Here is a 22,004-nt window from a genome sequence, read left to right as displayed (position 1 = left end):
GATCTCGACCGATGACGAGCGACGAGCTGACGGCCGCGCTGCTGGCGCACTTCGGGGCGCAGGGGCTGCGGAGCAATCCCGTCGCGCCGGAGGGGCCGCTGCGCGGGCCCGGGCTGCCGGTGCAGGTGGGGGTGTACTTCAGCGCCGCAGGTCCGGCTGAGCCGCTCGCGCTGGGGCAGTACGCGGAGCAGCAGGGCCAGGAGGCCGGGCCGATGGCCGGTCAGCTGCGGCTCGGCACCGACCGGGGCGCGGAGTTCTACCTCGCGCCCGACGGCTCCGTCCGGGCGGCCCTGCTCGGCACCGGGCTGCCGGACCTGCCGGTCAACAGCAGCGTCGCGGCCTTCGTCGAAGGCCTGCTGCTGCTGGACCGTCAGCTGCCGGCGCTGAGCGACGCCGAGGACCGCCCCGGGGCGCTGGCTGGCTACCAGCAGCTGCGGCAGGCGCTGATCGCGCTGGACGCCGCCGCGTTCGAGTACCGGGAGAGCTGGTGGCCCCGGGTGCTGGACGATCTGCGCAGGCCGCTCAACACCGACTCCTCGGCGGCGTTCGAGTACCTCGACAGTCGGGGTGAGAAGCAGATCGCGACCGCGATCGGGAGCATCGGCCTGCCGCACCCCGAGGAGCTGGCCTGGTACCGGCTGCGGGCCGAGGGCGTCCGGGCGGAGCAGGTCACCCGGGTCTACTGCGAGTTGGAGGCGTGCATGATGCCGGGCCACTACTGCTCGCTGTGGATGGCCCGGACGTTTCCGAACGCCGCGTTCACCCACAGCTTCGACTACGGCGAAACCGCCGCCTCGCGCGAGGCGGGCGTGAAGGAGCTGATGCGCAGCGTGGCAGAGTTGCGCGACCGGCAGTAGTACCGCGCGCGGTAGCAGGACAGAGCCGACAGCGCAGGGCCGGGAATCGCAGGGCCGGGAAGTGCAGGGCCGGGAATCGCAAAGCTGGCAGCGCAGGGCTGGGAATCGCAGGGCCGGGAAGTCCGGGACGAACGGGAGGGACCGTGGGCACGGTCGTGGAGGGGCGACGGATTCCGCCGCTCGGGGCGGGGCGGCGGTCGGCGGGGCTGGCCCTGCTCGGATGGTTGGACGACCCGTCGGCACCGCGGCTCTGCCGGGTCGCCGGGGCGCCGGGGGCGGGCAAATCGCACCTGCTGGCCTGGTTGTTCCTGGCCTGCACGACCCCGGGGACGCCGGTCGAGCAGCGGGTGCACGCGGTCCTGCCCGCCGACGGTGTGGGCGTACGCGGCGCGGCCTGGTCGCTGGCGCAGCAACTCGGTCTGCTCGCCCATGATCCCGAGGAGTTGATCGCCGCGCTCGCCGCCGACGACCGGCGCACCGTGGTCTGCGTGCCCGAGCTGGACCGGGCGGTCGACCCCGAACGACTGATCACTCGACTGCTGCTGCCGATGCTGGAGTTGCCGCAGGTCAGGCTGATCGTGGAGGCGGGCGCCGGCGGTCCGGCGGCCCGCGTGCTCGGTGACCCGGCGGCTGCGGCCGTCCTCGACCTGGACGACCCGCAGTGGACCGACCGGCAGCGCTTCGCCGCCTGGTGCGCCAAGCGCGGGGCCGACGCGGGCGCGTACCCCTGCCCGGGCCTGGCGCTCGGGCCGACCGGTCGGCCCGAGCCGGCCGGCGTGGTGGACCTGCTCGCCAGGGTGCCGATGACCCCGGACGGCCGCCTCGACCTGCGTTCGGCCGGGGAGGACCTGCTCTCGGAGATCTGGACGGCGATAGCCAGGGCGGGGGATTCAGGTCCGCCGTCTCCCGCCCTCTCCCTGCTGGCCGACCCGCTGCTCGGGGTGCTGGCCCGGCCGCTCGCGGTCGCCGCCGCCCTGGAGGCCCGCGAGGGCATGTTCGGGGTCCGCGCCGCAGCCTTCGCCCGGGCCTGGAACGCCGCCGGCCCCGCGCTGGTGGACGAGCCCGACCCCGCTGTCCGGGCCGCCGTGCTGCGCACCCGGCTGCTGGGCGTGGACGACGCCGCAGCGGCCGTGCTGGCCGATGCGGCCGTGCCGTCGTCTCCCTGGTCCGCCCGTTGGGCACACTGGCGGGACGAGCCCGCCGGGGACACCTGGCCCGGCCCCGCCGTCGCGGCGGCCTGCTACGGGGTGCTGAGTTCGGGCCGCGCCTCAGCTCGCGTCCTGCTCGCCGATCCGAGCGGCATCGTGCGGATGTACGAGGCCGCCGACGGCAGCCGCCTCGGTTCCGTCCCGGTGGCGAACCCCAGGCCGCTGAGCGGCCTCGCCGTGGCCGCCGACGGCTCGGTCCTGCTGCTCGACGCCTGGGGCGCGGTCGAGGTGGTGCCCCGGGGTGAGCCGGGACCGGGGGTCAAGGCGTTGGTCGAGGAGGTCACCGCAGTGCGGGCGGCGGCCGGGGGCGCGCTCAGCGCGGTTGCGACGGTGCACGGACTGGAGCCGCCCCCGGTGGCCTTCGGCGACGCGTCCGGACTGGTGCACTGGTGCGAGGACGCCGAGGACCCGGACGGGATCCGGAGCGTACGCCTGCACCAGGGGCCGGTCACCGCCCTGGCCGCGACCCTGCTCAGCGCCGACAGCGACAGCGACGACGACCAGGACGAGGACGCCGATCCCGACCCCGGCTTTCCGCTGCTGGTGAGCGGCGGCCTCGACGGGGCCGTCCGGCTCTGGGGCCCGGACTCCGTCCCGATGGCGGAGCCGGCCGACCAGCGCGCCTGCCCGGTGACCGCCGTTGCCGTCGCCGTGCTCGACGGTAACCGCGACGCGGCGCGCGCAGGGCTGACGACGGCCGCCGCCTGGTCCGACGGACTGGTCCGGATCAGGCGCCTGAACGACCCCGACGGCGTGCTGGAGTTCCGGCTCGGCTCCCGGGTCGAGTCCATGGCCCTGACAGCCGACGGGCTGCTGGTGCTCGGCCTGCCCGACGGGGTGGTCGCGATCGACCTCTGACGCCGAAGCCCGGACCCGGCCCGGTCCTCAGCCCAGGCGGACGATCGCCGCCGTCGCGTCGTCATGCCGCTTGCCACGCGGCCAGCGCAGACCGTCCGGGTCGCTGCGCTCCGCCGCGCGGGTCCGGGCGATGAGCTCCGCCGGCCCCTCGGCCGCGAGCAGTGCCAGCAGTCCGGGCCAGCCCATCACCCCGAAGTCGTCGACCAGCCGGGCCGCGCCGTCGCTGAGCGCCGCCGCCAGCCCGACCTCCGCCAGCGGGACGGACCCGGTCAGCGCCTCTCCGGCGGCCTTCGGATCGGCGGCAGCGACCCAGTAGCCGCCGTGGACGTTCATCATCGACCGCTGCGCCCGCACCAGCGTGTCCAACCGCGCCACCGGGTCCAGCGGCGCCAGCACCTCGGCCAGCTCCACCCGCTGTGCCCGCGTCAGCTCGGAGACCCGGTGGTCGGAGGCGGTCAACGGCCCGGTCGGCAGGTCGAGGGCCACCGTCGCATCGGCGAGCACCAGCCACTCCAACCGCTGCTCCTGCTGCCGCACCCGGAGCACCGCGACCGTGGCCGAGGGGGTCATCGGGTCGCCGAGGTCGCAACTCCCGGCATGCCGCCGCGCGGTGCGCTCGATCGCGGTGGCCAGCCCGTCCGCCAGCCCGTCCGTCCCGTCCACCGCTTCGTCGTACATCGCCAGCGCGAGCCGCCGCGCGTACCAGGCGGTCCCGTGGACGCAGCCGGTGTCCAGCCGCTTCGGCGTCCCGGCCCCGTCCACCACGACGACCAGCTCCGGACCGCCCACCGCGCAGTCCTCGTTCTCCCGCCCGGGGTTCGCCTCACTGGCGATCACAGTGCTCACGATCAACATCCTCGCCCACGGAGGGACCGGGTTCCACCACAGTCGCCCGGTGTCCTGGAGTCCGGCTCCATGATGATCACCCTCGCCGTGCTCTGCGGGCTGGTCGCCGCAGTGAACCTGGTGCAGTTGATGACCGGCCGTCAGCTCATCCGCCCGTCCACGAGCCGTCGCTCCGCCGACCAGCTGCGCAAGGAGTCCGCGGCAGCCGCCGTAGCAACCTCCGGCCTGGCGCTGGGGCTGCTGCACTGGCATTGGGGACCGATCCTCGCCGTGCTCGGCTACTCGGCCCTACTGATCGCCCGCCGAAGCGCCCGCAACACCTGAGCCCACACCCACCCCGCAGCCTCTGCCCGACACTGCCCCGAACGACGACCGGCCCCAGTCCAGCGAAACCATCGCTGACCTGGGGCCGAACCGTTCGGAGCGGGCGACGGGAATCGAACCCGCGTAGCTAGTTTGGAAGAGTCCGCTACGGGATGACGGCTGACCTGGCGATTCGCTGACCTGCGGCGGAGCGGCCGATGGGCTGTGAGTCCCCCTGGTGCCCCGCAGAATCCCGCCGGACCGGGCACGCTTCGGGCACGACGGCCGAAGCCCTGTGGGGCCGCTCAGGGTGCGAAGAGGTCGGGGTAGGGACAGGGTTCCAAAGGATCTGTAGGGCGGTCGGCCCACAGCCACCAGATGTGCGATTGGTCGCAACCCCAGATGGCTCGGCAGACTCGGGTGTCGTCGTCTTCACGCTGACACAGCGCCATCCCGCCGCAGAGCAGCCGGTGTCCACACGACGGGCAGGTTGGCGGGCTCTCCGTCGGCATGACCTGCACGATACAGCTCCGCAGGAACCACGACGGTCCCCGCTGCCATCCCGTCTGCCGTCGTCCCACACGTCAGTGAAGCGGGCCTGCCCCCTGGGGTCCAGGTGGAGCGCCCCACTGGACGAACGACCTGGACCCCAGGGGGCAGGTCTGCTTGGCTTTGCCTGGGACGACGGCAGGCGGGATGGCAGCTCCCTGCATCAACCACGACCTGAGCCCGCCGGCTGGACCGTGGCCATCCCGGTGTCGGGGCGTGCCCCCGCCGGAGGCATCGCCCTGAGCCAGATGCCGGGCTGCTGGAGTTCGCCCTTCATGCCTCCGGGCCTATCTCCTGCGGGCGCGCGGGCGGGGAGCCGCGCCGGCGCGGGGCGAAGACAGGAGCGCAGGCGCGAGCGCACCGCTCGCGCGCCCGGCGGAGCGTGAGCGACGCCGGGTGCCTTGAACCCGTAGAGAAGGTTGTTACTCAGTTGGCTCGGGACTTGAGATGAACCGTGAGATGCACGCGGGGAGTTCTGTGGCCTGGGGATGGGCCATGGGCAGGAAGAGCGCGGGGCGGGCGGTCCAGCCGATGTGGGTGTAGCCGTGGCTGATGGTCATGGCGCACGGCTGGTCGTGCATGAGGGCTTCGATGTCGTTGAGGTAGCCGGCCCTGATCCAGGTCCATGCGTGTTCGGCTGCCTCGGGGTTCAGCCCTGAGGCGAGGGTTCGGAGGGCTATCCGAATCCAGCGGACGGCTTGGCCCGCTGTCGCTGCCCGGAATGAAGTGAGCAGGGTGGGGCCTTCTCCGGTGGCGGGGCTCTGTGTCCAGCACTCGCACCAGTAGCCGGAGTGAAGAGTTGGCAGCGTCGGCTCGTTCACTGCGTGCTCCCGGTGGGGCGGGCGGTCAGGACGTAGTGGGTGGTGTCCTCGGAGATCGAGAGGGTGTAGGTCTCGCCTCGGGTCAGGGCGGCCAGGGCCCGTTCGTGCTCCGGGCGGTCGACGAGCCACTCGTGAGCCGGCCAAGTCACGGTGGGTTCGAGCTGGTCGAGGACGTCTTGGGTGCGGCGGAGGAGCCAGCGGAGTGCGAGGCGGGGGGTCGGTGTGCTGGCGGAGCCGAGCTGGAAGCTCCGGCCGTCCTGCGGCGTGTGGGCGAGTGCCTCGCACCAGTAGCCGGCGCTGAGCGGTGATCCGGGTAACCGGTGTCGTCGGTCCAGGGTCAGTGGCACGTCAGCCCCCTTGGGCTGGTGTCCGGCATCAGCAGCTCTGCGGTTACGGTCTGCCCGTGGGCCCCGGGACGGATCTCTACGTGTGCGGCCAGGACGGACACCATGCCGAGCCCTCGGCCCCTTGTCGCCTCGGGGCCCGGCTGCTCGATCTTCGGGACGGTGTCGGTCTCGCCGTCGTCGGTCACGGAGATGGAGAGCACGTGGTCCGACAGGGCGACGATCACGTGGAACGTGCCGTGGGGGTCGCCGCTGGCGGTGTGGCGGAGGGCGTTGGTGCCCAGCTCGCTGACGATCAGGGCGGCGTCGTCGGAGCAGGGTGTTTCGCTGAGGATTTCGCGTACCCAGCGGCGGGCCCGGCTGATTTCTTCGGGTAATCCTGGGCAACTGAGCCCCCAGACCCGTGGGCTACTCATATACTCGTCCATACAAGTTCCTTTATGCTGGTGGGCCGCCATGGGTAGTGGATTTCGGCTAGATGAGTTTGACGCCGTCGTGCGCTCGGACTGCGGGCGGCGACATGACATCAAGGGCGTCCAGGACGCGGATCGCGTACGCCTCGTCGGCAAGGTCGGTGACCTCGTCGCGGGTTGCCCAGCGCAGTGCCCTGGTCTCGTCACCGGTGGTCAGGGTGCCGTCGATGGCCTCGCAGCGGAAGACCAGGGACACGATCAGGCCGGTCATGTTCTTGTAGACGCCGGTGAGGGTGGCTGGGAGTGCGATCTTGATGCCGGTCTCCTCCAGTACTTCGCGCTGGAGGGCGTCGGGGATCGTCTCGCCGGATTCGAGCACGCCGCCCGGGGGCTCCCAGTGGCCGTTGTCCCGCCGCTGGACCAGGAGCGCGCGGCCCCGGTGGTCGACGATGACTCCGGCGACGCTCACGGAGTGGGGGCGTTCAGCACTCACGTTCCTCAGTCCCCTCGAATGGCTAGGCTCTCCACCGTAGCAACAAAACTCACCTGCTCGTCTAGATATCCTAAGGAGTACAAATGCCTCCTCTCTCCTCGGGCCTGCTCGGTGCGCTGGACTCGACCAGCGACCGCGCTGTGTTCCGCCAGATCGCTGACCAGCTGCGCGAAGCGATCGACAAGGGGCGCTTCGCCGAGGGCGACAAGCTCCCCTCGGAAACGGAGCTGATCGAGCACTACGGCGTCTCGCGGATGACCATCCGCAACTCGATCTCGGTCCTCCAGGGGGAGGGGCTGGTTGCGTCGGAGCACGGGAAGGGCGTATTCGTCCGCCCGCGCCCCCCGGTGCGGCGTCTCGCGTCCGACCGCTTCGCCCGCCGGCACCGCGAGCAGGGCAAGTCGGCCTTCACTGTGGAAGCGGAAGCGGCCGGGGCCCACTCCGAGGTCGACGGTCTGGTGGTGCGCGAGGAGAAGCCGTCCCAGGACATCGCTACTCGCCTGGGCGGCGCCCGAAAGGTCCTGGCGCGCCGCCGTCGCTACCTGCTCGACGGCCGGCCGGTCGAGTTCGCCGTGTCGTACCTCCCGCTCGACCTGGCGCGGAACACCCCGATCGCCGAGCCCAATCCCGGCCCCGGCGGCATCTACGCCCGCCTCGAAGAGATGGGCCACCGCCTCGACCACTTCGATGAGGAGATCCGCGCCCGGATGCCCACCCCGGACGAGGTCAAGACGCTGCGCCTGGCGTCCGGTGTGCCGGTGTTCCACCTGATCCGCACGGCGTACGACTCCGAGGGCCGTCCGGTGGAGGTCTGCGACACGCTGATGGCGGCCGACGCCTACGTCCTGGCCTACCAACTGCCCGCCACCTGACGGCCGGTGGGAGTGCCGGCGTGGTCGTCGGTGTCATCTCCGGAACTCGTATACGGCAATACGCCAACTTATCTAGACGAGTAGCCAAGCTCTGTGACACAGTGGTGCTCGCACCCGCTCCGGCGGTTGCAACCACTGCTACTTGTATAGACGAGTAGCTGTCTTGATGAGGAGAAGGCGTTGCGTTCCATTCGAGTTGAAACCTCGTCGGCCACGATCCTGCTGACCGAGGCTCCCGAGACGAAGGTCAAGGACCGTAAGACCGGGGAGATCGCCACGGACGCGGTGAGCGGGGAAGCGCTCAAGACGGTCGGGGTTGTCTACATCGAGGACGGTGAGTCCTCGCTGCTGAAGGTCACCGTCCCGGCGAGCGGGGTGGGGGAGGGCCTGGCTCTCGGCTCCCCGGTCTCGCTGCCCGGCCTGGTGGCCCGTCCCTGGGAGAGCACGTTCAACGGGCAGCAGCGGCACGGCATCGCGTTCCGTGCCACCGCCGTAATGGCCGGCGCGTTCCCGATGGCGATCGGGGCCTGACGCAATGTCGGACCTTCTGACGCTGATGGAGGTGGGTGGTCCGGCTGCCGCGCTCGGTGGCGGGGCCGCCTACCTCCGGGCCCGGCGCCCCGCCGCCTACTGGTGCACGGTCGGTCTGCCGATCTCCACTGCGCGGCTGCTGGGCTCCTACATGTCGGTCATGGAGGCGTGCGGGCTGACTGTCGCGCCGTCCCGGCTGCGGGCCCTGGCGGTCCGGGCCACCACCCGCCGCGAAGTACGGCCGGTCCCGCCGCGACGCGGGGTCATCCGTCCGACCTCGACCGGCATGCGGCTTCGGCTGCGCCTGGCACCCGGCCAGGAGCCGGCGGACGTTGCGGCCTCGGCGGAACGGCTCCGTCATGCCTGGGGCGTGCACGCCGTGTACGTCTCGGAGATCAAGCCGGGCGTGGTCGAGCTGCGGTTGGTCGGCTTCGACGTCCTGCGTCGGGTGCGGATGCCTCGGCGGACGGTCGCCGACTACCTCAAGGTGCCTGTCGCGCTGAGGGAAGACGGTACGGCCTTCGTCCGGGACTACCGGGCGATCCCGCACCAGCTGACGCTCGGCGCGACGCTGTCGGGCAAGTCCATGTATCAGCGGCACCTGGTGGCGGGGCTTGCTCCTCAGCGGGTGGCGCTGGTCGGGATCGACTGCAAGCGCGGTGTCGAGCTGGCGCCGTTCGCTCCTCGGCTGTCGGCGCTGGCCACCGATCCGGAGCAGGCCGCCGAGCTGCTGCCGGTGCTCGTGCAGCTGATGGAGGACCGGTACGACCTGATCAAGGCCCGGCAGGGGATCGCGGCCAGCACCCCGGACGAGGAGATCACTTCGGACATCTGGGGCCTGCCGGAAGCCGAACGCCCCGTCCCGGTCGTGCTGTTCGTGGACGAGGTCGCCGAGCTGTTCATGGTCGCCACACGCAAGGAAGAGGACCGGCGGGACGAGATGGTCACCCAGCTCATCCGCCTCGCCCAGCTCGGCCGGGCAGCGGGCATCTACCTGGAGGTCTGCGGCCAGCGGTTCGGCGCGGAGCTGGGCAAGGGAGCGACCATGCTCCGGGCCCAGCTGACCGGACGCGTCTGCCACCGCGTCAACGACGAGGCGTCCGCCAAGATGGCGCTCGGCGACATCGCCCCCGAAGCAGTCGGGGCAGCATGCGCCATCGCACCCGAACGACCGGGCCTGGCCGTCGTCGGCGACACCTCCGGCGGCTGGTCCCGCATCCGCACCCCCTACCTGTCCCTCGGCGCCGCCGCCGCCGTCTGCGCCCAGACCACGGACCTCGTGCCGCACATCGCCGCGCTCCATCCGTTCCGGCCCGCTGTTCCCACGACGCCGGCCGACCGGCCGGTCCCGCTCGTCAAGCCGCAGCCCGCCACCAGCTGACCGATCCCCAACCTGCCCGCGCGCCACGTCCCTACCCCGCCATGCCCGAACCCAGAAAGGAACGGCCATGTCCGAGCCCTCCGCCGCCGATATCTCCGACTTCCTCGCCGCCCTGGCCGGCCGCGACCCCTCCGACCCGGACGGCTACGCCGATCTCATGACCCGCAAGGCGGACCTGTTGGAGCGCATCGCCGCCGCCCGCCCCGGCGACGCCGACGCGGCCGAAGTCGCTGCCAACGCCCGTGCTCGGGCCGAACAGCTCACGTCGACCGACCGGTGACCGTCCGAGAGGAGTCCGCACCATGCGCGCAACCCTGGCCCGTATCGACGCGGTAGTGGTCCAAGCGGTCATCGCCGCCGCACTGTCCTTCGCGCACCTCCACGACATCGCCTCGGCGGCAGGACAGCACGGCTGGAAAGCCTGGGCCTACCCCGTCTCCGTCGACCTGCTGTTGGTCGCAGCCTGGCGGCGGCTGCGGTCCGGGTCCTCCAAGACCGCCGGGTGGTGCTGGTTCCTCATCGCCCTCACCGCCTCCCTGGGCGCGAATGTCGCCACCGCCGGTCTCCTGAACGAGGCCGCCGTGCCCGCCTGGCTACGCATCCTCGTCGCCGGGTGGCCTGCGGTCGCGTTCCTCGGCGGAACCCTGCTCGCCCACACCGCCCCGAAGCCCGCCGAGGCCGCCGCTGCCCCGGAAGCACTGCCCGTCGAACCCGAACAGCAGCCGACCCCGGAAGCCCCGCCGGCCGATCGGCCCGGCCCGACTGTGCCCGTCGCCCTGGTCGAGCACGCCCGAAAGCTCTCCGCCGACCACCTCACCCGCACCGGAGCGGCGATCGACACGCCGACCCTCCGCGCCCGACTCGGCGTCCCGGCACCGCTCGCCGAGGCCATCGCCGCCCAGCTCTGAGAGGAGAACCCATGTCCGCCCGCCGCCGCTTCCGCCAGCTCGTCCGCATCGGCCCGGTCCAGGTCGGCAGTTCCTACGACTCGCGCGGCCAGGAGAAGCACACCGCTGCCTGTACGGCTCCGCGCTGCGGCTTCTCCGCCGACTACGACTCACGCGCCGCCGCCGAGCTGGCCGCACGTACCCACCGCTGCCCGGTCCGCTAAGAGGAGTCCTCCGCCGTGACCATCACCCTGCCCGTGGTCTTCGTCCTGGGCGTCATCGCCTGGGCCGCGATCAAGTTCCTCGGCATCCGCCTGTGGGCCGCCCTCGTCATCGCCCTGTTCGGCTTCTGGCTCGCCCACACCTTCCTCGCACCCGCCGTGGAGTCCGGCACCCGCACCGGAGTCCAGATCGTCAACGGCAAACACATATAGACGACTAGCTGAGATGAGGCAAACCGTGTTGCGACCCACACTGCCCACCGCCCCTGCCCCCTCCGCCACGCCGACCCACCTGATCACCTCGGCCCAGCATGGCCACGCTCCGGCCCCCTGCGCCTGCCAGCACGCCCCGGCTCCCGCTCCCCGGCGCTCGATCGCACCGATGGTCGCCGCCGGAGCAGGCGGGGTCGCCGCCGTTGTCGCCGTGGGCGTCGTCCTGACCGCGCTCCTCGCCACCGTGGCGATCACCGCCGTCTCCGTCGCCCTCTGCGCCCTGGTCCTGCGCTCGCTGCTCGCCCCGAACCACCGCCGCTGAAAGGAAGCCCGCACCCGATGCCCGCCAGCACCCCGCCCCCGATCGCCGACCTGGCCTCCCTCGCCCAACTCGGCACCATGCCCGCCCTCCTGCGCCAGCTCCAGGGCCTCGGCGGCTGCACCCGTCCTATCCGCCTGGACGGCCACCGCACCGACGTCGACACCCGGACCGGCGAGATCCTGCACCAACTTCGCTCGGCCGACCTGCCCGCCGGCCACCTCCTGGTCCGCTGCAACAACCGCCGCGCCACCCGCTGTGAGGCGTGCGCCGAGACCTACCGACGCGACACCTTCCACCTGATCACCGCCGGTCTCCACGGCGGCAAGGGGACGCCCGACGAGGTCGCCACCCATCCCCGGGTCTTCGCCACCTTCACCGCGCCGTCCTTCGGCCCGGTCCACAACCGCCCGACCACCACGGCCGGAACGGCCCGCCCCTGCCGCTGCGGGGCCCTCCACCCCGAGGACGCGCCCGCGCTGGGCACCCCGCTCAACCCCGACACGTACGACTATCGCGGGGCCGTCCTGTGGAACGCCCATGCCGGGGCGCTCTGGCGGCGCTTCTCGATCTACCTGCGCCGGGAGATCGCCAAGCGGGCCGGGCTCAGCCAACGGGCCTTCAAGGAGTACGCCCTCGTCTCCTTCGCCAAGGTCGCCGAGTACCAGCGGCGCGGCCTGGTCCACTTCCACGCGGTGATCCGCATCGACGGCCCGGCCGGAGGCACCACCCCGCCCCCGGCCTGGGCCACCCCCGATCTCCTGGCGGACGCCATCCGAGCCGCTGCCGCTACCGCCCGTGTCCCAGGGCCCGAGGTGGACGGCACAGTCCACACCCCGATGTTCGGCACACAGCTCGACATCCGCACCATCCGCACAGCCGACTTCGACGGCGGCACCGACCTGACCGAGCGGGCCGTGGCCTCGTACATCGCCAAGTACGCCACCAAGGGCGCCGAGACGGCCACAGGCACCCTGGACCGCCCGGTGAAGTTCCTCGCCGAGCTGGCGCACCTGGACATCACCGAGCACGCCCGCCGGATGATCCGGACCTGCTGGGAACTCGGCACCCGCCCGGAGCTGGCAGAGCTGCGACTGCGGCCCTGGGCCCACATGCTCGGCTTCCGCGGCCACTTCTCCACCAAGACCCGCCGCTACTCCACCACCCTGGGCACACTCCGCGACGCACGCGCCGCCTGGCGCCGCGACCAAGCCATGGCGGCCGCCGCCGACAATGGCCGGCACCCGGAGCCCGCTGCCGGCCAGGCCGAGGAGAGCACCCTCGTTCTCGCCCACTGGACCTTCGCCGGAGTCGGCCTGACCCCCGGCGAACGCTGGCTCACCGAAGCCGCAACCCCAGCCCCCGGTACGGAAGGAGAACCCACTCATGCCTGATCGCCTGCTGACCGTCGCCCAGGTGGCCGAACTGCTCGGCACCACGGAGCGCTTCCCGCGCCGACTCATCGAGGAACGCCGGATCGAGTTCGTGCATGTCGGGCGGCACGTCCGGATCTCCGAATCCGCCGTCCATGCCTACCTGGCGGCCAACACCGTGCACCCGGTCGTCCCGCGCCGTCGGCTGGGGGTGGCTGCCTGATGGCCACCGGAAAGCGCGCGTTCGGCCGCGTCCGCAAGCTCCCGTCCGGCCGCTGGCAGGCTCGGTACCCCGCACCGGACGGGCTGGACCGTCCGGCCCCTTCGACCTTTCGTACGAAGAAGGAGGCAACGGACTGGCTTGCTGACAAGCAGACAGAGGTTCGTAGCGGGGCCTGGATCGACCCGGACGCCGGGAAGATCCCGTTCGGGGCCTATGCCGCCGCCTGGGTCAAGCAGCGGCGCTTGCAGGAGACGACGCGGGAACTGTACGAGACGCTGCTTCGCCTGCATCTCGTTCCGACCTTCGGTCTCGTCCCCATCGCTGACGTCACCCCGGCCGGCGTCCGGATGTGGCGGGCCGATCGCCTCGAAACGGCCGGTGCCCCGACCGTGGCCAAGGCATACGCGCTGATGCGGGCAGTCATGAACACCGCGCTGGAGGACCAGCTCATCACCCGGAACCCGTGCCGAATCAAGGGCGGGAGCGTGGTGGACACCCCCGAGCGGCCCACCGCCACCGTGCCCGAGGTGTTCCAGCTCGCCGAGGCGATTCAGCCCCGGTTTCGGCTGCTGGTCCTGCTCGCCAGCTTCCTCGGTCTGCGCTGGGGCGAGTTGATCGCTCTGCGGGGCCAGGACATCGACCTCGACGCCGGGACGGTCCGGGTCCGGGCTGCCGTCGCCGAGCTGCGGAGCGGGAAGCGGGTCACCAAGCCACCGAAGAGCAGGGCCGGTGTGCGGACGGTGGCGATCCCGGAAGTGATCCTGCCGGCGCTGCGTCTGCACATGGGCATCTTCGCGGAATCGGGCCGCGACGGACGGGTCTTCATCGGTGCCAAGGGGGCGACGCCTCGCCGGAACCACTTCAACCGGTTGTGGCACAAGGCGTGCGGAGAGGTCGGGATCAAGGATCTGCACTTCCATGATCTTCGGCACACGGGCAACACCCTGACCGCCTCGACCGGGGCCAGTACCAAGGAACTGATGGCCCGTTTCGGGCACAGCACCACCCGCGCCGCGCTGATCTACCAGCACGCGACCGAGGAACGGCAGCGCACTATCGCCGACGCGCTGAACGCCCAGATCATCGAGGGCATGAAGCGGGGCTCCGGCCGGAACGGGCACGCAGCGGGCACGCCGGGGGAGTAGACCCGAAAACGAAGATCGGCCCCAGTCCAGCGAAACCATCGCTGAGCTGGGGCCGAGCCCGTTGGAGCGGGCGACGGGAATCGAACCCGCGTAGCTAGTTTGGAAGACTAGGGCTCTACCATTGAGCTACGCCCGCAGAGCGCGCATCGCTGCGCGTTCGGGGATCAGCGTAGCGGACTCGGTCGGGCGATCGCACACCGGTATCGGGCGTGGCGTGGGGCGCGGGGGTGGTGTGCCGGGGGCGTGGGGAAAAAGCTGGTGGGCGCTGGGGGGCGAGCATGTACGCTACGTCTCGTCCAGACGGGGTGTGGCGCAGTTTGGTAGCGCGTCCGCTTTGGGAGCGGAAGGTCGTCGGTTCGAATCCGGTCACCCCGACAACAGCAGCAGCAGTGTTCGAGCAACAGCGTTTCAGGCGACAGCGTTCAGGTGACAGGCCCTGCCGGGTGCGGTGGGGCCTTTGTCGTGTCGACGCGGTTCGACGCCGCTTCCGCCTCCGCCGGCGCCCGGAATATATGAGCGCTCAGACATTGTTGTGCCGGGGCACTGGAACTCCTCTCCCACTTCGCAACCACCATCCACCCCGACCGGAAGGCGGGCCGCCACCGTCATGCCCACGCGCTCACGGCTCGACCCCAAGGCCGCCGTCGCGGTCGTCTTCGTCGCCTCGCTGTTCATGTCGATCATGGACACCACCATCGTCAACGTGGCGCTGCCCGCGATCGGGCGGCAGTTCTCGGTCGACGCCGCGTCCGTCGGTGTCGTCAACGTCGGCTACCTGGTCAGCCTCGCCGTCTTCGTCCCGCTGTCCGGCTGGATGGGGGACCGGTTCGGCACCCGGCGGGTGTTCCTGTTCGCGCTCGCGCTGTTCACCGTCGCCTCGCTGCTCTGCGGCACCGCGCAGAGCCTGGACCAGCTCAGCCTGTACCGGATCCTGCAGGGGGCCGGCGGCGGGATGCTGACTCCGGTCGGGATGACCATGCTGTTCCGCGCCTTCCCGCAGGAGGAGCGGATGCGGGCGACCCGGGTGCTGATGGTGCCGACGGCGGTCGCCCCCGCGCTCGGACCGGTGCTCGGCGGCTGGCTGGTGGACGCCCTCAGCTGGCACTGGGTCTTCATCGTCAACGTCCCGATCGGCATCGCCGCGCTCGTCTTCGGGCTGCGCTTCCTGCCGGACTTCCGCACCGAGCGGGCCGGGCGGTTCGACCTGGCCGGGTTCCTGCTCGCCGCGGTCGGCTTCGGTCTGGTGATGTACGCCCTGGCCGAGGGCGCGGACCAGGGCTGGGCCACGCCCCGGATCCTGGCCGCGATCGCGGTCGGCGCGGCGGCGGTGACCGCGCTGGTCGTGGTGGAGCTGCGCGCCGACGAGCCCATGCTCGACCTGCGGCTCTTCAAGGACCGGCTGTTCCGCACCACCAACCTGGTCAGCCTGGCCTCCGGCGCGGCCTTCCTGGGGATGCTCTACGTCTTCCCGCTCTTCTACCAGAACGCCGTCGGCGCCAGCGCCTTCCGGACCGGCCTGAACACCTTCCCCGAGGCCATCGGGGTGATGGTCGCCTCGCAGATCGCCAGTCGGCTGTACCCGCGGATCGGCCCCCGCCGGCTGGTCGCGGCCGGCTCCGGCCTGGTCGCCGTGACGCTGGGGCTGATGTCCCTGCTCACGCCCGAGACCAGCGCCTGGGCGGCCCGGGCGCTGATGTTCGCCACCGGCTTCGGCATGGCGCACGTCTTCATGCCGGTCCAGACCGCCGCCTTCGCCACCGTCTCGGCGAGCGCGACCGGGCGCGCCTCCACCCTCTTCAACGCCCAGAGCCGACTCGGCTCGGCGCTCGGGGTGGCGCTGCTCGGGACCGTCCTGGCCACCGTCGGCACGGTCACCACGCACGCCCACGGTACGTCGGGCGCTGCCCACGGTACGCCGAGCGCGAACCTGACGGCCTATCACGCGGCCTTCCTGGTGGCCTCCGGGCTGGCCCTGCTGGCGGCCCTGACCGCCCTCCTGATCTCCGACCGGGACGCCGCTCCGACCATGGCGGGACCGCCTCCGGAGGCTTCCGGCGGCGCCGGGGGCGGCGCGCCGGCGGAGCTCCCCGGAGAAGGTTCCGAGGGCCTGCCGACGGCCGCCCGGGGCTAGACCCGGCTTGCCGGGACAGACGCAGATTGTGGTACCGGTAGGATGGATTGCTGGCGGCTGTATACGTGGCATGTCCATCGGAAGGAGCACGGTGCCCACCGGCACGGTGCCCGACCGCAGGGACGGCGCGCCCACGGCCGTCACGAGGGCGAGGAGCGAGCTCACCGTCCACCCCACCCCGGCGGGCGATGTCGCCTCTGACTTATCACCCGTCTCGCCGTGCACTGCCCTGCAGCGCGCGGCGGACACCCCGACCGCAAAGCCCCCAAGGAGACCCAACCGTGAAGAGCGCCGTGGAGACTCTGAACCCGACCCGGGTTCGACTCACCGTCGAGGTGCCCTTCGAGGAGCTCAAGCCCAGCCTCGACGCGGCGTACAAGAAGATCAACCAGCAGGTCACGGTTCCGGGCTTCCGTAAGGGCAAGATCCCGGCTCGCGTCATCGACCAGCGCTTCGGCCGTGCCGCCGTGCTGGAAGAGGCCGTCAACGACGCGCTGCCGCGCTTCTACACCCAGGCCGTCGACGAGAACAAGGTCGACGTGCTGGGCCAGCCCGACATCGACGGCCTCGAGGGCGTCGAGCGCATCGCCGACGGCGGAGACCTGAAGTTCACCGCTGAGGTGGACATCCGTCCGGAGATCACCCTGCCCGACTTCACCGGCATCGAGGTCGAGGTCGACCCGATCAAGGTGACGGACGAGGACGTCGAGGAGACGCTGAAGCAGCTCCGCGACCGCTTCGCCTCGGTCAACACCGTCGAGCGCGCCGCGGCCGAGGGCGACATCGTCGTCGTCGACCTGGTCGCCAAGGTCGACGGTGAGGTTCCGGACGACGGCACCGCCACCGGCGTCACCTACGAGATCGGCTCCGGCCGACTGCTCGACGGCATCGACGAGGCCGTCATCGGCCTGGAGGCCGGTGGCACCGCGACCTTCACCACCGAGCTCAAGGGTGGCAGCGCCGAGGGCAAGGACTCCGAGGTCACCGTCACCGTGACCACCGTCCAGGAGAAGGAACTCCCGGCCCTGGACGACGAGTTCGCCCAGCTCGCCAGCGAGTTCGACACCCTGGAGGAGCTGAAGGACGACTCCCGTCAGCGGCTCGTCCGGATGAAGGAGTTCGACCAGGCCACCCAGGCCCAGGAGCGGGTCCTCGACAAGCTGATGGAGCTCGTCGAGATGCCCTACCCGGAGAAGCTGCTCGCGGACGAGGTCGAGACCCGCAAGCACAACCTGGAGCACCACCAGCTCCCGCAGATGGGTCTGGACATCGAGGGCTACCTCAAGCTCCAGGAGAAGACCGCCGAGGAGTTCCAGGCCGAGCTGGTCGAGCAGGCCCAGAAGGGCATCAAGACCCAGTTCGTCCTGGACGCCATCGCGGCCAAGGAGGAGCTCGCGGTGAACCAGGAGGAGCTCACCGAGCACCTGCTGCGCCGTGCCGCCGGCTCCGGCATGACGCCGGACCAGTTCGCCCAGCAGGTCGTCGAGGGCGGCCAGGTCCCGCTGCTCGTCGGTGAGGTCGTCCGCGGAAAGGCGCTGGCCGTGGTCGTCGAGGCCGCCAAGGTCGTCGACACCGAGGGCAACGTCGTCGACTTCGAGGACGACGAGGAGGAGACCGAGGCCGCGGCCGAGGTCGTCACCGAGGTCGTCGGCGACGAGGTCGCCACGGACGAGGTCGCCAAGGACGAGGCCACCGAGGCCTGATCCGCCCGACCACCCCTGCCGCCCGCAGGGATTTGGGCACCGCCGAAGGGCCCGGACGCACCTCGCGTCCGGGCCCTTCGGCCTGCCTCCTGGGGGGCTTGGTGACCCTGCGCTCACAGCGAACAGTTCAGTGTGAGGGATGGCCAGGCCCCGCCTGCGCGTTAGGGTCCTTGGTACGAGGGGCAGGGTGACTGTCGGTCCACCACTGGCCAGAGCGCCAGTGCGGCCACCGGAACCGACCTTCGACCGAACCTTCGTAAGAGACCTTGTGGCGGCGGAAGACCAGCCGTCCGAAGACAACGAGCGGGTGGATACGTGACGACTCCCCAGTTCCAGATGCCCGGCCAGTTCCCGATCTCGGGGGCGACGGTTCCGCGTGCTGCCGGCGACATCGGCGGCGGCGGTCTGGGTGACCAGGTCTACAACCGTCTGCTCAACGAGCGCATCATCTTCCTCGGCCAGCAGGTCGACGACGAGATCGCCAACAAGATCACGGCGCAGCTGCTGCTGCTGGCGGCCGACCCCGAGCGCGACATCTACCTGTACATCAACTCCCCCGGTGGCTCGGTCACGGCCGGCATGGCGATCTACGACACCATGCAGTACATCAAGAACGACGTGATCACCATCGCCATGGGCATGGCCGCCTCGATGGGGCAGTTCCTGCTCACGGCCGGTGCCAAGGGCAAGCGCTTCGCGCTTCCGAACGCCGAGATCCTGATGCACCAGCCGTCGGCCGGCCTCGGCGGCTCGGCGACCGACATCCGGATCCAGGCCCAGCAGTTGATCCGGCTCAAGCAGCGGATGTCGGAGCTGATCGCGCACCACAGCGGCCAGACCACCGAGCAGATCATCAAGGACTCCGACCGCGACCGCTGGTTCACCCCCGTCGAGGCCAAGGAGTACGGCCTCATCGACGCCATCATGTACAGCGCCGCCGACGTCCCCGGTGGCGGCGGCACGGGCGCGGCGTGAGCCACCCCCTCGTCAACGTCCACAGCCTGTTCGCTTCCGGAGGCCGAACCCCATGAACATCCCCAGCCTGTCCAGCGCCCGTGCGCGCGTCGAGGACATGCGTGCCGAGGGCCGCTACATCGTCCCTGAGTTCACCGAGCGGACCTCGCAGGGCGTCCGTACGTACAACCCGTACTCCAAGCTCTTCGAGGAGCGGATCATCTTCCTGGGCTCCCAGGTCGACGACGTCTCGGCGAACGACATCATGGCGCAGCTGGTGTGCCTGGAGTCGATGGACCCGGACCGGGACATCTCCCTCTACATCAACTCGCCCGGCGGCTCCTTCACGGCGCTGACGGCCATCTACGACACCATGCAGTTCGTCCGCCCGGACGTGGCGACCGTCTGCATGGGCCAGGCGGCCTCCGCCGCCGCCGTGCTGCTGGCGGCCGGCGCCCCCGGCAAGCGGATGGCGCTGCCGAACGCCCGGATCCTGATCCACCAGCCGTACACCGAGACCGGCCGCGGCCAGGTGTCGGACCTGGAGATCCAGGCCAAGGAGATCCAGCGGATGCGCGAGCAGCTGGAGGAGATGCTGTCGAAGCACTCCAACCAGAGCCCGCAGCAGATCAGCGAGGACATCGAGCGCGACAAGATCCTCACGGCCGCCGAGGCGCTGGAGTACGGCCTGATCGACCAGATCACGGCCACTCGCAAGGGTTCGCTGGAGGACTGACCTGCGGCTTCGTGCCGCGGGTCGGGTCCCGGCGGGCCGCACTGCCCGGCCCGCTGAGACGAGCACCACCCAGGCTGTTGGCCCCCGGCTCTTGGAGCGGGGGCCTCGGCCTGGCACCATCGGTGGTACCGACTGTGCACCGACCGTCCCGCGCCCGTGATTCCTGGGTGATCCTTCAGGGGTCCAGGACCGGGCCGCGTGTCGGTGAGTCCCCAGGACTCTGTACTCTTCCTCAACGACCTCCCTGCAGCCTCTCCCGGCTGTCCGAGCGATGAATTCGCCCAGGGCGGAAGAGGGAAGCCCGCCGAAGTCGGCGGATCGGGGGTCCTGACGGAGTACCGTCGGAAACCAAGCACCAGGCTCCTGCCCCTGCGGAGCCGTTGGCGAAGGGGAAGCACCTCGTGGCACGCATCGGTGACGGTGGCGACCTGCTCAAGTGCTCGTTCTGCGGGAAGAGCCAGAAGCAGGTGAAGAAGCTCATTGCCGGGCCCGGCGTGTACATCTGCGACGAGTGCATCGACCTGTGCAACGAGATCATCGAAGAGGAGCTCGCGGAGACCTCGGAGGTGCGGTTCGAAGAGCTGCCCAAGCCCCGGGAGATCTACGAGTTCCTGGACGGCTACGTGGTGGGTCAGGAGGCCGCGAAGAAGTCCCTCTCCGTGGCCGTCTACAACCACTACAAGCGGGTCCAGGCCGGTGAGACCGGCAAGCACGGGCGCGACGAGGGCATCGAGTTGGCGAAGTCCAACATCCTGCTGCTCGGCCCGACCGGCTCCGGCAAGACCCTGCTGGCGCAGACGCTGGCCCGGATGCTGAACGTGCCGTTCGCGATCGCGGACGCCACGGCGCTGACGGAGGCCGGCTATGTCGGCGAGGACGTCGAGAACATCCTGCTCAAGCTGATCCAGGCGGCGGACTACGACGTCAAGAAGGCCGAGACCGGGATCATCTACATCGACGAGATCGACAAGGTCGCCCGCAAGAGCGAGAACCCGTCGATCACCCGCGATGTCTCCGGCGAGGGCGTCCAGCAGGCGCTGCTGAAGATCCTGGAGGGCACGACGGCCTCGGTGCCGCCGCAGGGCGGGCGGAAGCACCCGCACCAGGAGTTCATCCAGATCGACACCACCAACGTGCTCTTCATCGTCGGCGGGGCGTTCTCGGGCCTGGAGCGGATCATCGAGTCCCGGGCCGGCAAGAAGGGCATCGGCTTCGGCGCGACCATCCGCAGCAAGCACGAGATCGAGTCCAGCGACCAGTTCCGGGCGGTCATGCCGGAGGACCTGGTGAAGTTCGGGATGATCCCGGAGTTCATCGGCCGGCTCCCGGTCATCACCAGCGTCCACAACCTGGACCGCGACGCGCTGCTGCAGATCCTCACCGAGCCGAAGAACGCGCTGGTCAAGCAGTACCGGCGGCTGTTCGAGCTGGACGGGGTGGAGCTGGAGTTCACCGACACCGCGCTCGACGCCATCGCCGACCAGGCCATCAAGCGCTCCACGGGTGCGCGCGGGCTGCGCGCCATCATGGAGGAGGTGCTGATGTCCGTGATGTACGAGGTGCCCTCGCGCAAGGACGTCGCCCGCGTGGTGGTCACCGAGGACGTCGTGCTGGAGCACGTCAACCCGACCCTGGTGCCGCGCGACCTGCGCGCCCAGCGCGAGCGCCGGGAGAAGTCCGCGTAGTCGCGACCGCGCGACGCAGGCCGACCGGCGCAGGCCGACCGACGCCTGAAGGCCCCGCCCCGATTCGTTCGGGGACGGGGCCTTCGCGCTGCCCGGGGCTGCGCGTGGTCGGGTGGTCAGCTCTTGGTGACCGGGACCGAGTTGATGTAGACGGTGTCGTTGGGCGCGCCGTCCGTACCGCCGCCGTTGACGCCGTCCTTGGCCACGTGCTGGACCACGTCGAGACCGGCGGTGATCTTCCCGAACGGGGTGTAGGAGGCCGGCAGCGGGCTGTCCTGGTAGACCAGGAAGAACTGCGAGCCGTTGGTGTTGGGACCGGAGTTGGCCATCGCGACCGTCCCGGCCGGGTAGGTTCCGCCCTTGATCACCGGGTCGTTCAGGTACTCGTCCGGGAACTGGTAGCCGGGGCCGCCGCTCCCGGAGCCGGTGGGGTCGCCGCACTGGAGCACGTAGAGGCCGGCCGTGGTCAGCCGATGGCAGTGGGTGTGGTCGAAGTAGTGCTGCCCGGCCAGGAAGACGAAGCTGTTGACGGTCTTCGGCGCGTCCTTGGCGTCCAGGGCGATGGTGACGTCGCCGCAGGAGGTCTGCAGCGTGGCCGTGTACGCGGCGGCGGTGTCGATGGTCATGGCAGGGGCGCTGGACCACTGCTTGCCGTTGGGCGAGCCGGGGGTGACGTTTCCGCAGAAGCCCTTCGACGCGGCGGCGGTGGTGCTCCCGCTGCTCTTCTTGTTGCCGACGACGGCCCAGGTGATGCCGCCGGCGACGAGGGCCGCGACCAGTACCCCGGCCCCGATCGCGGTGTTCCTGCGCCGCTTGGCCCTGGCCTTCTCGGCGGCGCGCAGCTCCTCGATCCGCGCTCGCCTGGCGACGTTCCGGTCCTCGCTCACCTGGACTCCTCCTGTGGTACCCGCTGGCTGTCGGCTGACAGTTGATCAGAG

Annotated in this window: 24 protein-coding genes and 2 tRNA genes; 20 read left to right on the top strand and 6 right to left on the bottom strand. The window is 70.8% G+C overall.

What is annotated here, in order from left to right; genetic code table 11:
- Positions 1 to 11 precede the first annotated feature (11 nt).
- On the top strand, positions 12 to 857 hold the full coding sequence (locus tag BS75_RS12060) for a nucleic acid/nucleotide deaminase domain-containing protein (protein ID WP_034088225.1): 846 nt from the start codon (positions 12 to 14) through the stop codon (positions 855 to 857).
- 143 nt (positions 858 to 1,000) lie between these two features.
- On the top strand, positions 1,001 to 2,923 hold the full coding sequence (locus BS75_RS12055; RefSeq protein WP_034088224.1) for a WD40 repeat domain-containing protein: 1,923 nt from the start codon (positions 1,001 to 1,003) through the stop codon (positions 2,921 to 2,923).
- 27 nt (positions 2,924 to 2,950) lie between these two features.
- Here the strand turns inward: BS75_RS12055 and BS75_RS12050 are convergent, their stop codons facing one another.
- Complete coding sequence (locus tag BS75_RS12050; RefSeq protein WP_152645615.1) at positions 2,951 to 3,769, bottom strand: integrase; 819 nt, start codon at positions 3,767 to 3,769, stop codon at positions 2,951 to 2,953.
- A gap of 69 nt (positions 3,770 to 3,838) precedes the next feature.
- On the opposite strand from BS75_RS12050, the gene BS75_RS12045 reads away from it, so the two are divergent.
- Positions 3,839 to 4,093 carry a hypothetical protein gene (locus tag BS75_RS12045; RefSeq protein WP_034088223.1) on the top strand — a complete coding sequence of 85 codons (255 nt, stop codon included), beginning with the start codon at positions 3,839 to 3,841 and terminating at the stop codon, positions 4,091 to 4,093.
- Positions 4,094 to 5,438: 1,345 nt separating this feature from the next.
- On the opposite strand, the gene BS75_RS12035 is transcribed toward BS75_RS12045, so the two are convergent.
- From BS75_RS12035 to BS75_RS12025, 3 genes are read right to left on the bottom strand one after another with little or no spacing between them, the layout of a single operon-like run.
- On the bottom strand, positions 5,439 to 5,789 hold the full coding sequence (locus BS75_RS12035; RefSeq protein WP_052069363.1) for a hypothetical protein: 351 nt from the start codon (positions 5,787 to 5,789) through the stop codon (positions 5,439 to 5,441).
- The gene (locus BS75_RS12030) at positions 5,780 to 6,214 is read right to left on the bottom strand and encodes an ATP-binding protein (RefSeq protein WP_034088221.1); all 435 of its coding nucleotides are present in this window, start codon (positions 6,212 to 6,214) and stop codon (positions 5,780 to 5,782) included. The genes BS75_RS12035 and BS75_RS12030 overlap by 10 nt, the downstream gene beginning before the upstream one ends.
- 46 nt (positions 6,215 to 6,260) lie before the next feature.
- Positions 6,261 to 6,668: an NUDIX hydrolase gene (locus BS75_RS12025; RefSeq protein ID WP_034088220.1), complete on the bottom strand. Its 408-nt coding sequence runs from the start codon at positions 6,666 to 6,668 to the stop codon at positions 6,261 to 6,263.
- A 107-nt stretch (positions 6,669 to 6,775) separates the two neighbouring features.
- Between BS75_RS12025 and BS75_RS12020 the strand changes: the two genes are divergently transcribed.
- The 11 genes from BS75_RS12020 to BS75_RS11970 all read left to right on the top strand — a co-directional run bounded on the left by BS75_RS12020 (position 6,776) and on the right by BS75_RS11970 (position 13,857).
- Positions 6,776 to 7,564, top strand: a complete 789-nt coding sequence (locus tag BS75_RS12020) for a GntR family transcriptional regulator (RefSeq protein ID WP_034088219.1) — start codon at positions 6,776 to 6,778, stop codon at positions 7,562 to 7,564.
- A 180-nt stretch (positions 7,565 to 7,744) separates the two neighbouring features.
- Entirely contained in the window at positions 7,745 to 8,095 is a 351-nt protein-coding gene (locus BS75_RS12015; protein ID WP_034088218.1) for an SCO3933 family regulatory protein, read from the top strand.
- 4 nt (positions 8,096 to 8,099) lie between these two features.
- Complete coding sequence (locus tag BS75_RS12010) at positions 8,100 to 9,476, top strand: FtsK/SpoIIIE domain-containing protein (protein ID WP_034088217.1); 1,377 nt, start codon at positions 8,100 to 8,102, stop codon at positions 9,474 to 9,476.
- 67 nt (positions 9,477 to 9,543) lie between these two features.
- Positions 9,544 to 9,756 carry a hypothetical protein gene (locus tag BS75_RS12005; protein ID WP_034088216.1) on the top strand — a complete coding sequence of 71 codons (213 nt, stop codon included), beginning with the start codon at positions 9,544 to 9,546 and terminating at the stop codon, positions 9,754 to 9,756.
- A 22-nt stretch (positions 9,757 to 9,778) separates the two neighbouring features.
- Entirely contained in the window at positions 9,779 to 10,384 is a 606-nt protein-coding gene (locus BS75_RS12000) for a DUF2637 domain-containing protein (RefSeq protein WP_034088215.1), read from the top strand.
- A gap of 11 nt (positions 10,385 to 10,395) precedes the next feature.
- The gene (locus BS75_RS11995) at positions 10,396 to 10,587 is read left to right on the top strand and encodes a mobile element transfer protein (RefSeq protein ID WP_034088214.1); all 192 of its coding nucleotides are present in this window, start codon (positions 10,396 to 10,398) and stop codon (positions 10,585 to 10,587) included.
- Between the two features lie 15 nt (positions 10,588 to 10,602).
- Complete coding sequence (locus BS75_RS11990) at positions 10,603 to 10,797, top strand: hypothetical protein (protein WP_034088213.1); 195 nt, start codon at positions 10,603 to 10,605, stop codon at positions 10,795 to 10,797.
- A gap of 25 nt (positions 10,798 to 10,822) precedes the next feature.
- Positions 10,823 to 11,119 (top strand): hypothetical protein, encoded by a 297-nt coding sequence (locus BS75_RS11985; protein WP_034088212.1) that lies wholly within the window; start codon positions 10,823 to 10,825, stop codon positions 11,117 to 11,119.
- Positions 11,120 to 11,196: 77 nt separating this feature from the next.
- Entirely contained in the window at positions 11,197 to 12,510 is a 1,314-nt protein-coding gene (locus BS75_RS11980) for a replication initiator (RefSeq protein ID WP_034092877.1), read from the top strand.
- Entirely contained in the window at positions 12,503 to 12,712 is a 210-nt protein-coding gene (locus tag BS75_RS11975; RefSeq protein WP_034088211.1) for a helix-turn-helix domain-containing protein, read from the top strand. The genes BS75_RS11980 and BS75_RS11975 overlap by 8 nt, the downstream gene beginning before the upstream one ends.
- Positions 12,712 to 13,857, top strand: a complete 1,146-nt coding sequence (locus tag BS75_RS11970) for a tyrosine-type recombinase/integrase (protein ID WP_034088210.1) — start codon at positions 12,712 to 12,714, stop codon at positions 13,855 to 13,857. The genes BS75_RS11975 and BS75_RS11970 overlap by 1 nt, the downstream gene beginning before the upstream one ends.
- A 62-nt stretch (positions 13,858 to 13,919) precedes the next feature.
- Here the strand turns inward: BS75_RS11970 and BS75_RS11965 are convergent.
- Positions 13,920 to 13,993, bottom strand: a tRNA-Gly gene (locus BS75_RS11965).
- 165 nt (positions 13,994 to 14,158) lie between these two features.
- Between BS75_RS11965 and BS75_RS11960 the strand changes: the two genes are divergently transcribed.
- The 6 genes from BS75_RS11960 (at position 14,159) to clpX (ending at position 21,066) form a co-directional block, all read left to right on the top strand.
- Positions 14,159 to 14,232: transfer RNA gene (locus BS75_RS11960), tRNA-Pro, on the top strand.
- A gap of 232 nt (positions 14,233 to 14,464) precedes the next feature.
- Entirely contained in the window at positions 14,465 to 15,988 is a 1,524-nt protein-coding gene (locus BS75_RS11955) for an MDR family MFS transporter (RefSeq protein ID WP_063771400.1), read from the top strand.
- A 281-nt stretch (positions 15,989 to 16,269) separates the two neighbouring features.
- Entirely contained in the window at positions 16,270 to 17,691 is a 1,422-nt protein-coding gene (gene tig, locus BS75_RS11950) for a trigger factor (protein WP_034088209.1), read from the top strand.
- A 336-nt stretch (positions 17,692 to 18,027) separates the two neighbouring features.
- Positions 18,028 to 18,666 carry an ATP-dependent Clp protease proteolytic subunit gene (locus BS75_RS11945; RefSeq protein ID WP_034092875.1) on the top strand — a complete coding sequence of 213 codons (639 nt, stop codon included), beginning with the start codon at positions 18,028 to 18,030 and terminating at the stop codon, positions 18,664 to 18,666.
- Between the two features lie 52 nt (positions 18,667 to 18,718).
- Complete coding sequence (locus BS75_RS11940) at positions 18,719 to 19,381, top strand: ATP-dependent Clp protease proteolytic subunit (RefSeq protein ID WP_042436898.1); 663 nt, start codon at positions 18,719 to 18,721, stop codon at positions 19,379 to 19,381.
- A 401-nt stretch (positions 19,382 to 19,782) separates the two neighbouring features.
- Entirely contained in the window at positions 19,783 to 21,066 is a 1,284-nt protein-coding gene (gene clpX / locus BS75_RS11935; RefSeq protein WP_034088208.1) for an ATP-dependent Clp protease ATP-binding subunit ClpX, read from the top strand.
- A gap of 116 nt (positions 21,067 to 21,182) precedes the next feature.
- On the opposite strand, the gene BS75_RS11930 is transcribed toward clpX, so the two are convergent.
- Positions 21,183 to 21,953: a peptidylprolyl isomerase gene (locus tag BS75_RS11930; RefSeq protein WP_034088207.1), complete on the bottom strand. Its 771-nt coding sequence runs from the start codon at positions 21,951 to 21,953 to the stop codon at positions 21,183 to 21,185.
- Between the last annotated feature and the right edge of the window lie 51 nt (positions 21,954 to 22,004).

It is taken from the genome of Streptacidiphilus albus JL83 (assembly GCF_000744705.1).
Lineage (GTDB): Bacteria > Actinomycetota > Actinomycetes > Streptomycetales > Streptomycetaceae > Streptacidiphilus > Streptacidiphilus albus.
This window is presented reverse-complemented; position numbering and strand designations above follow the sequence as displayed.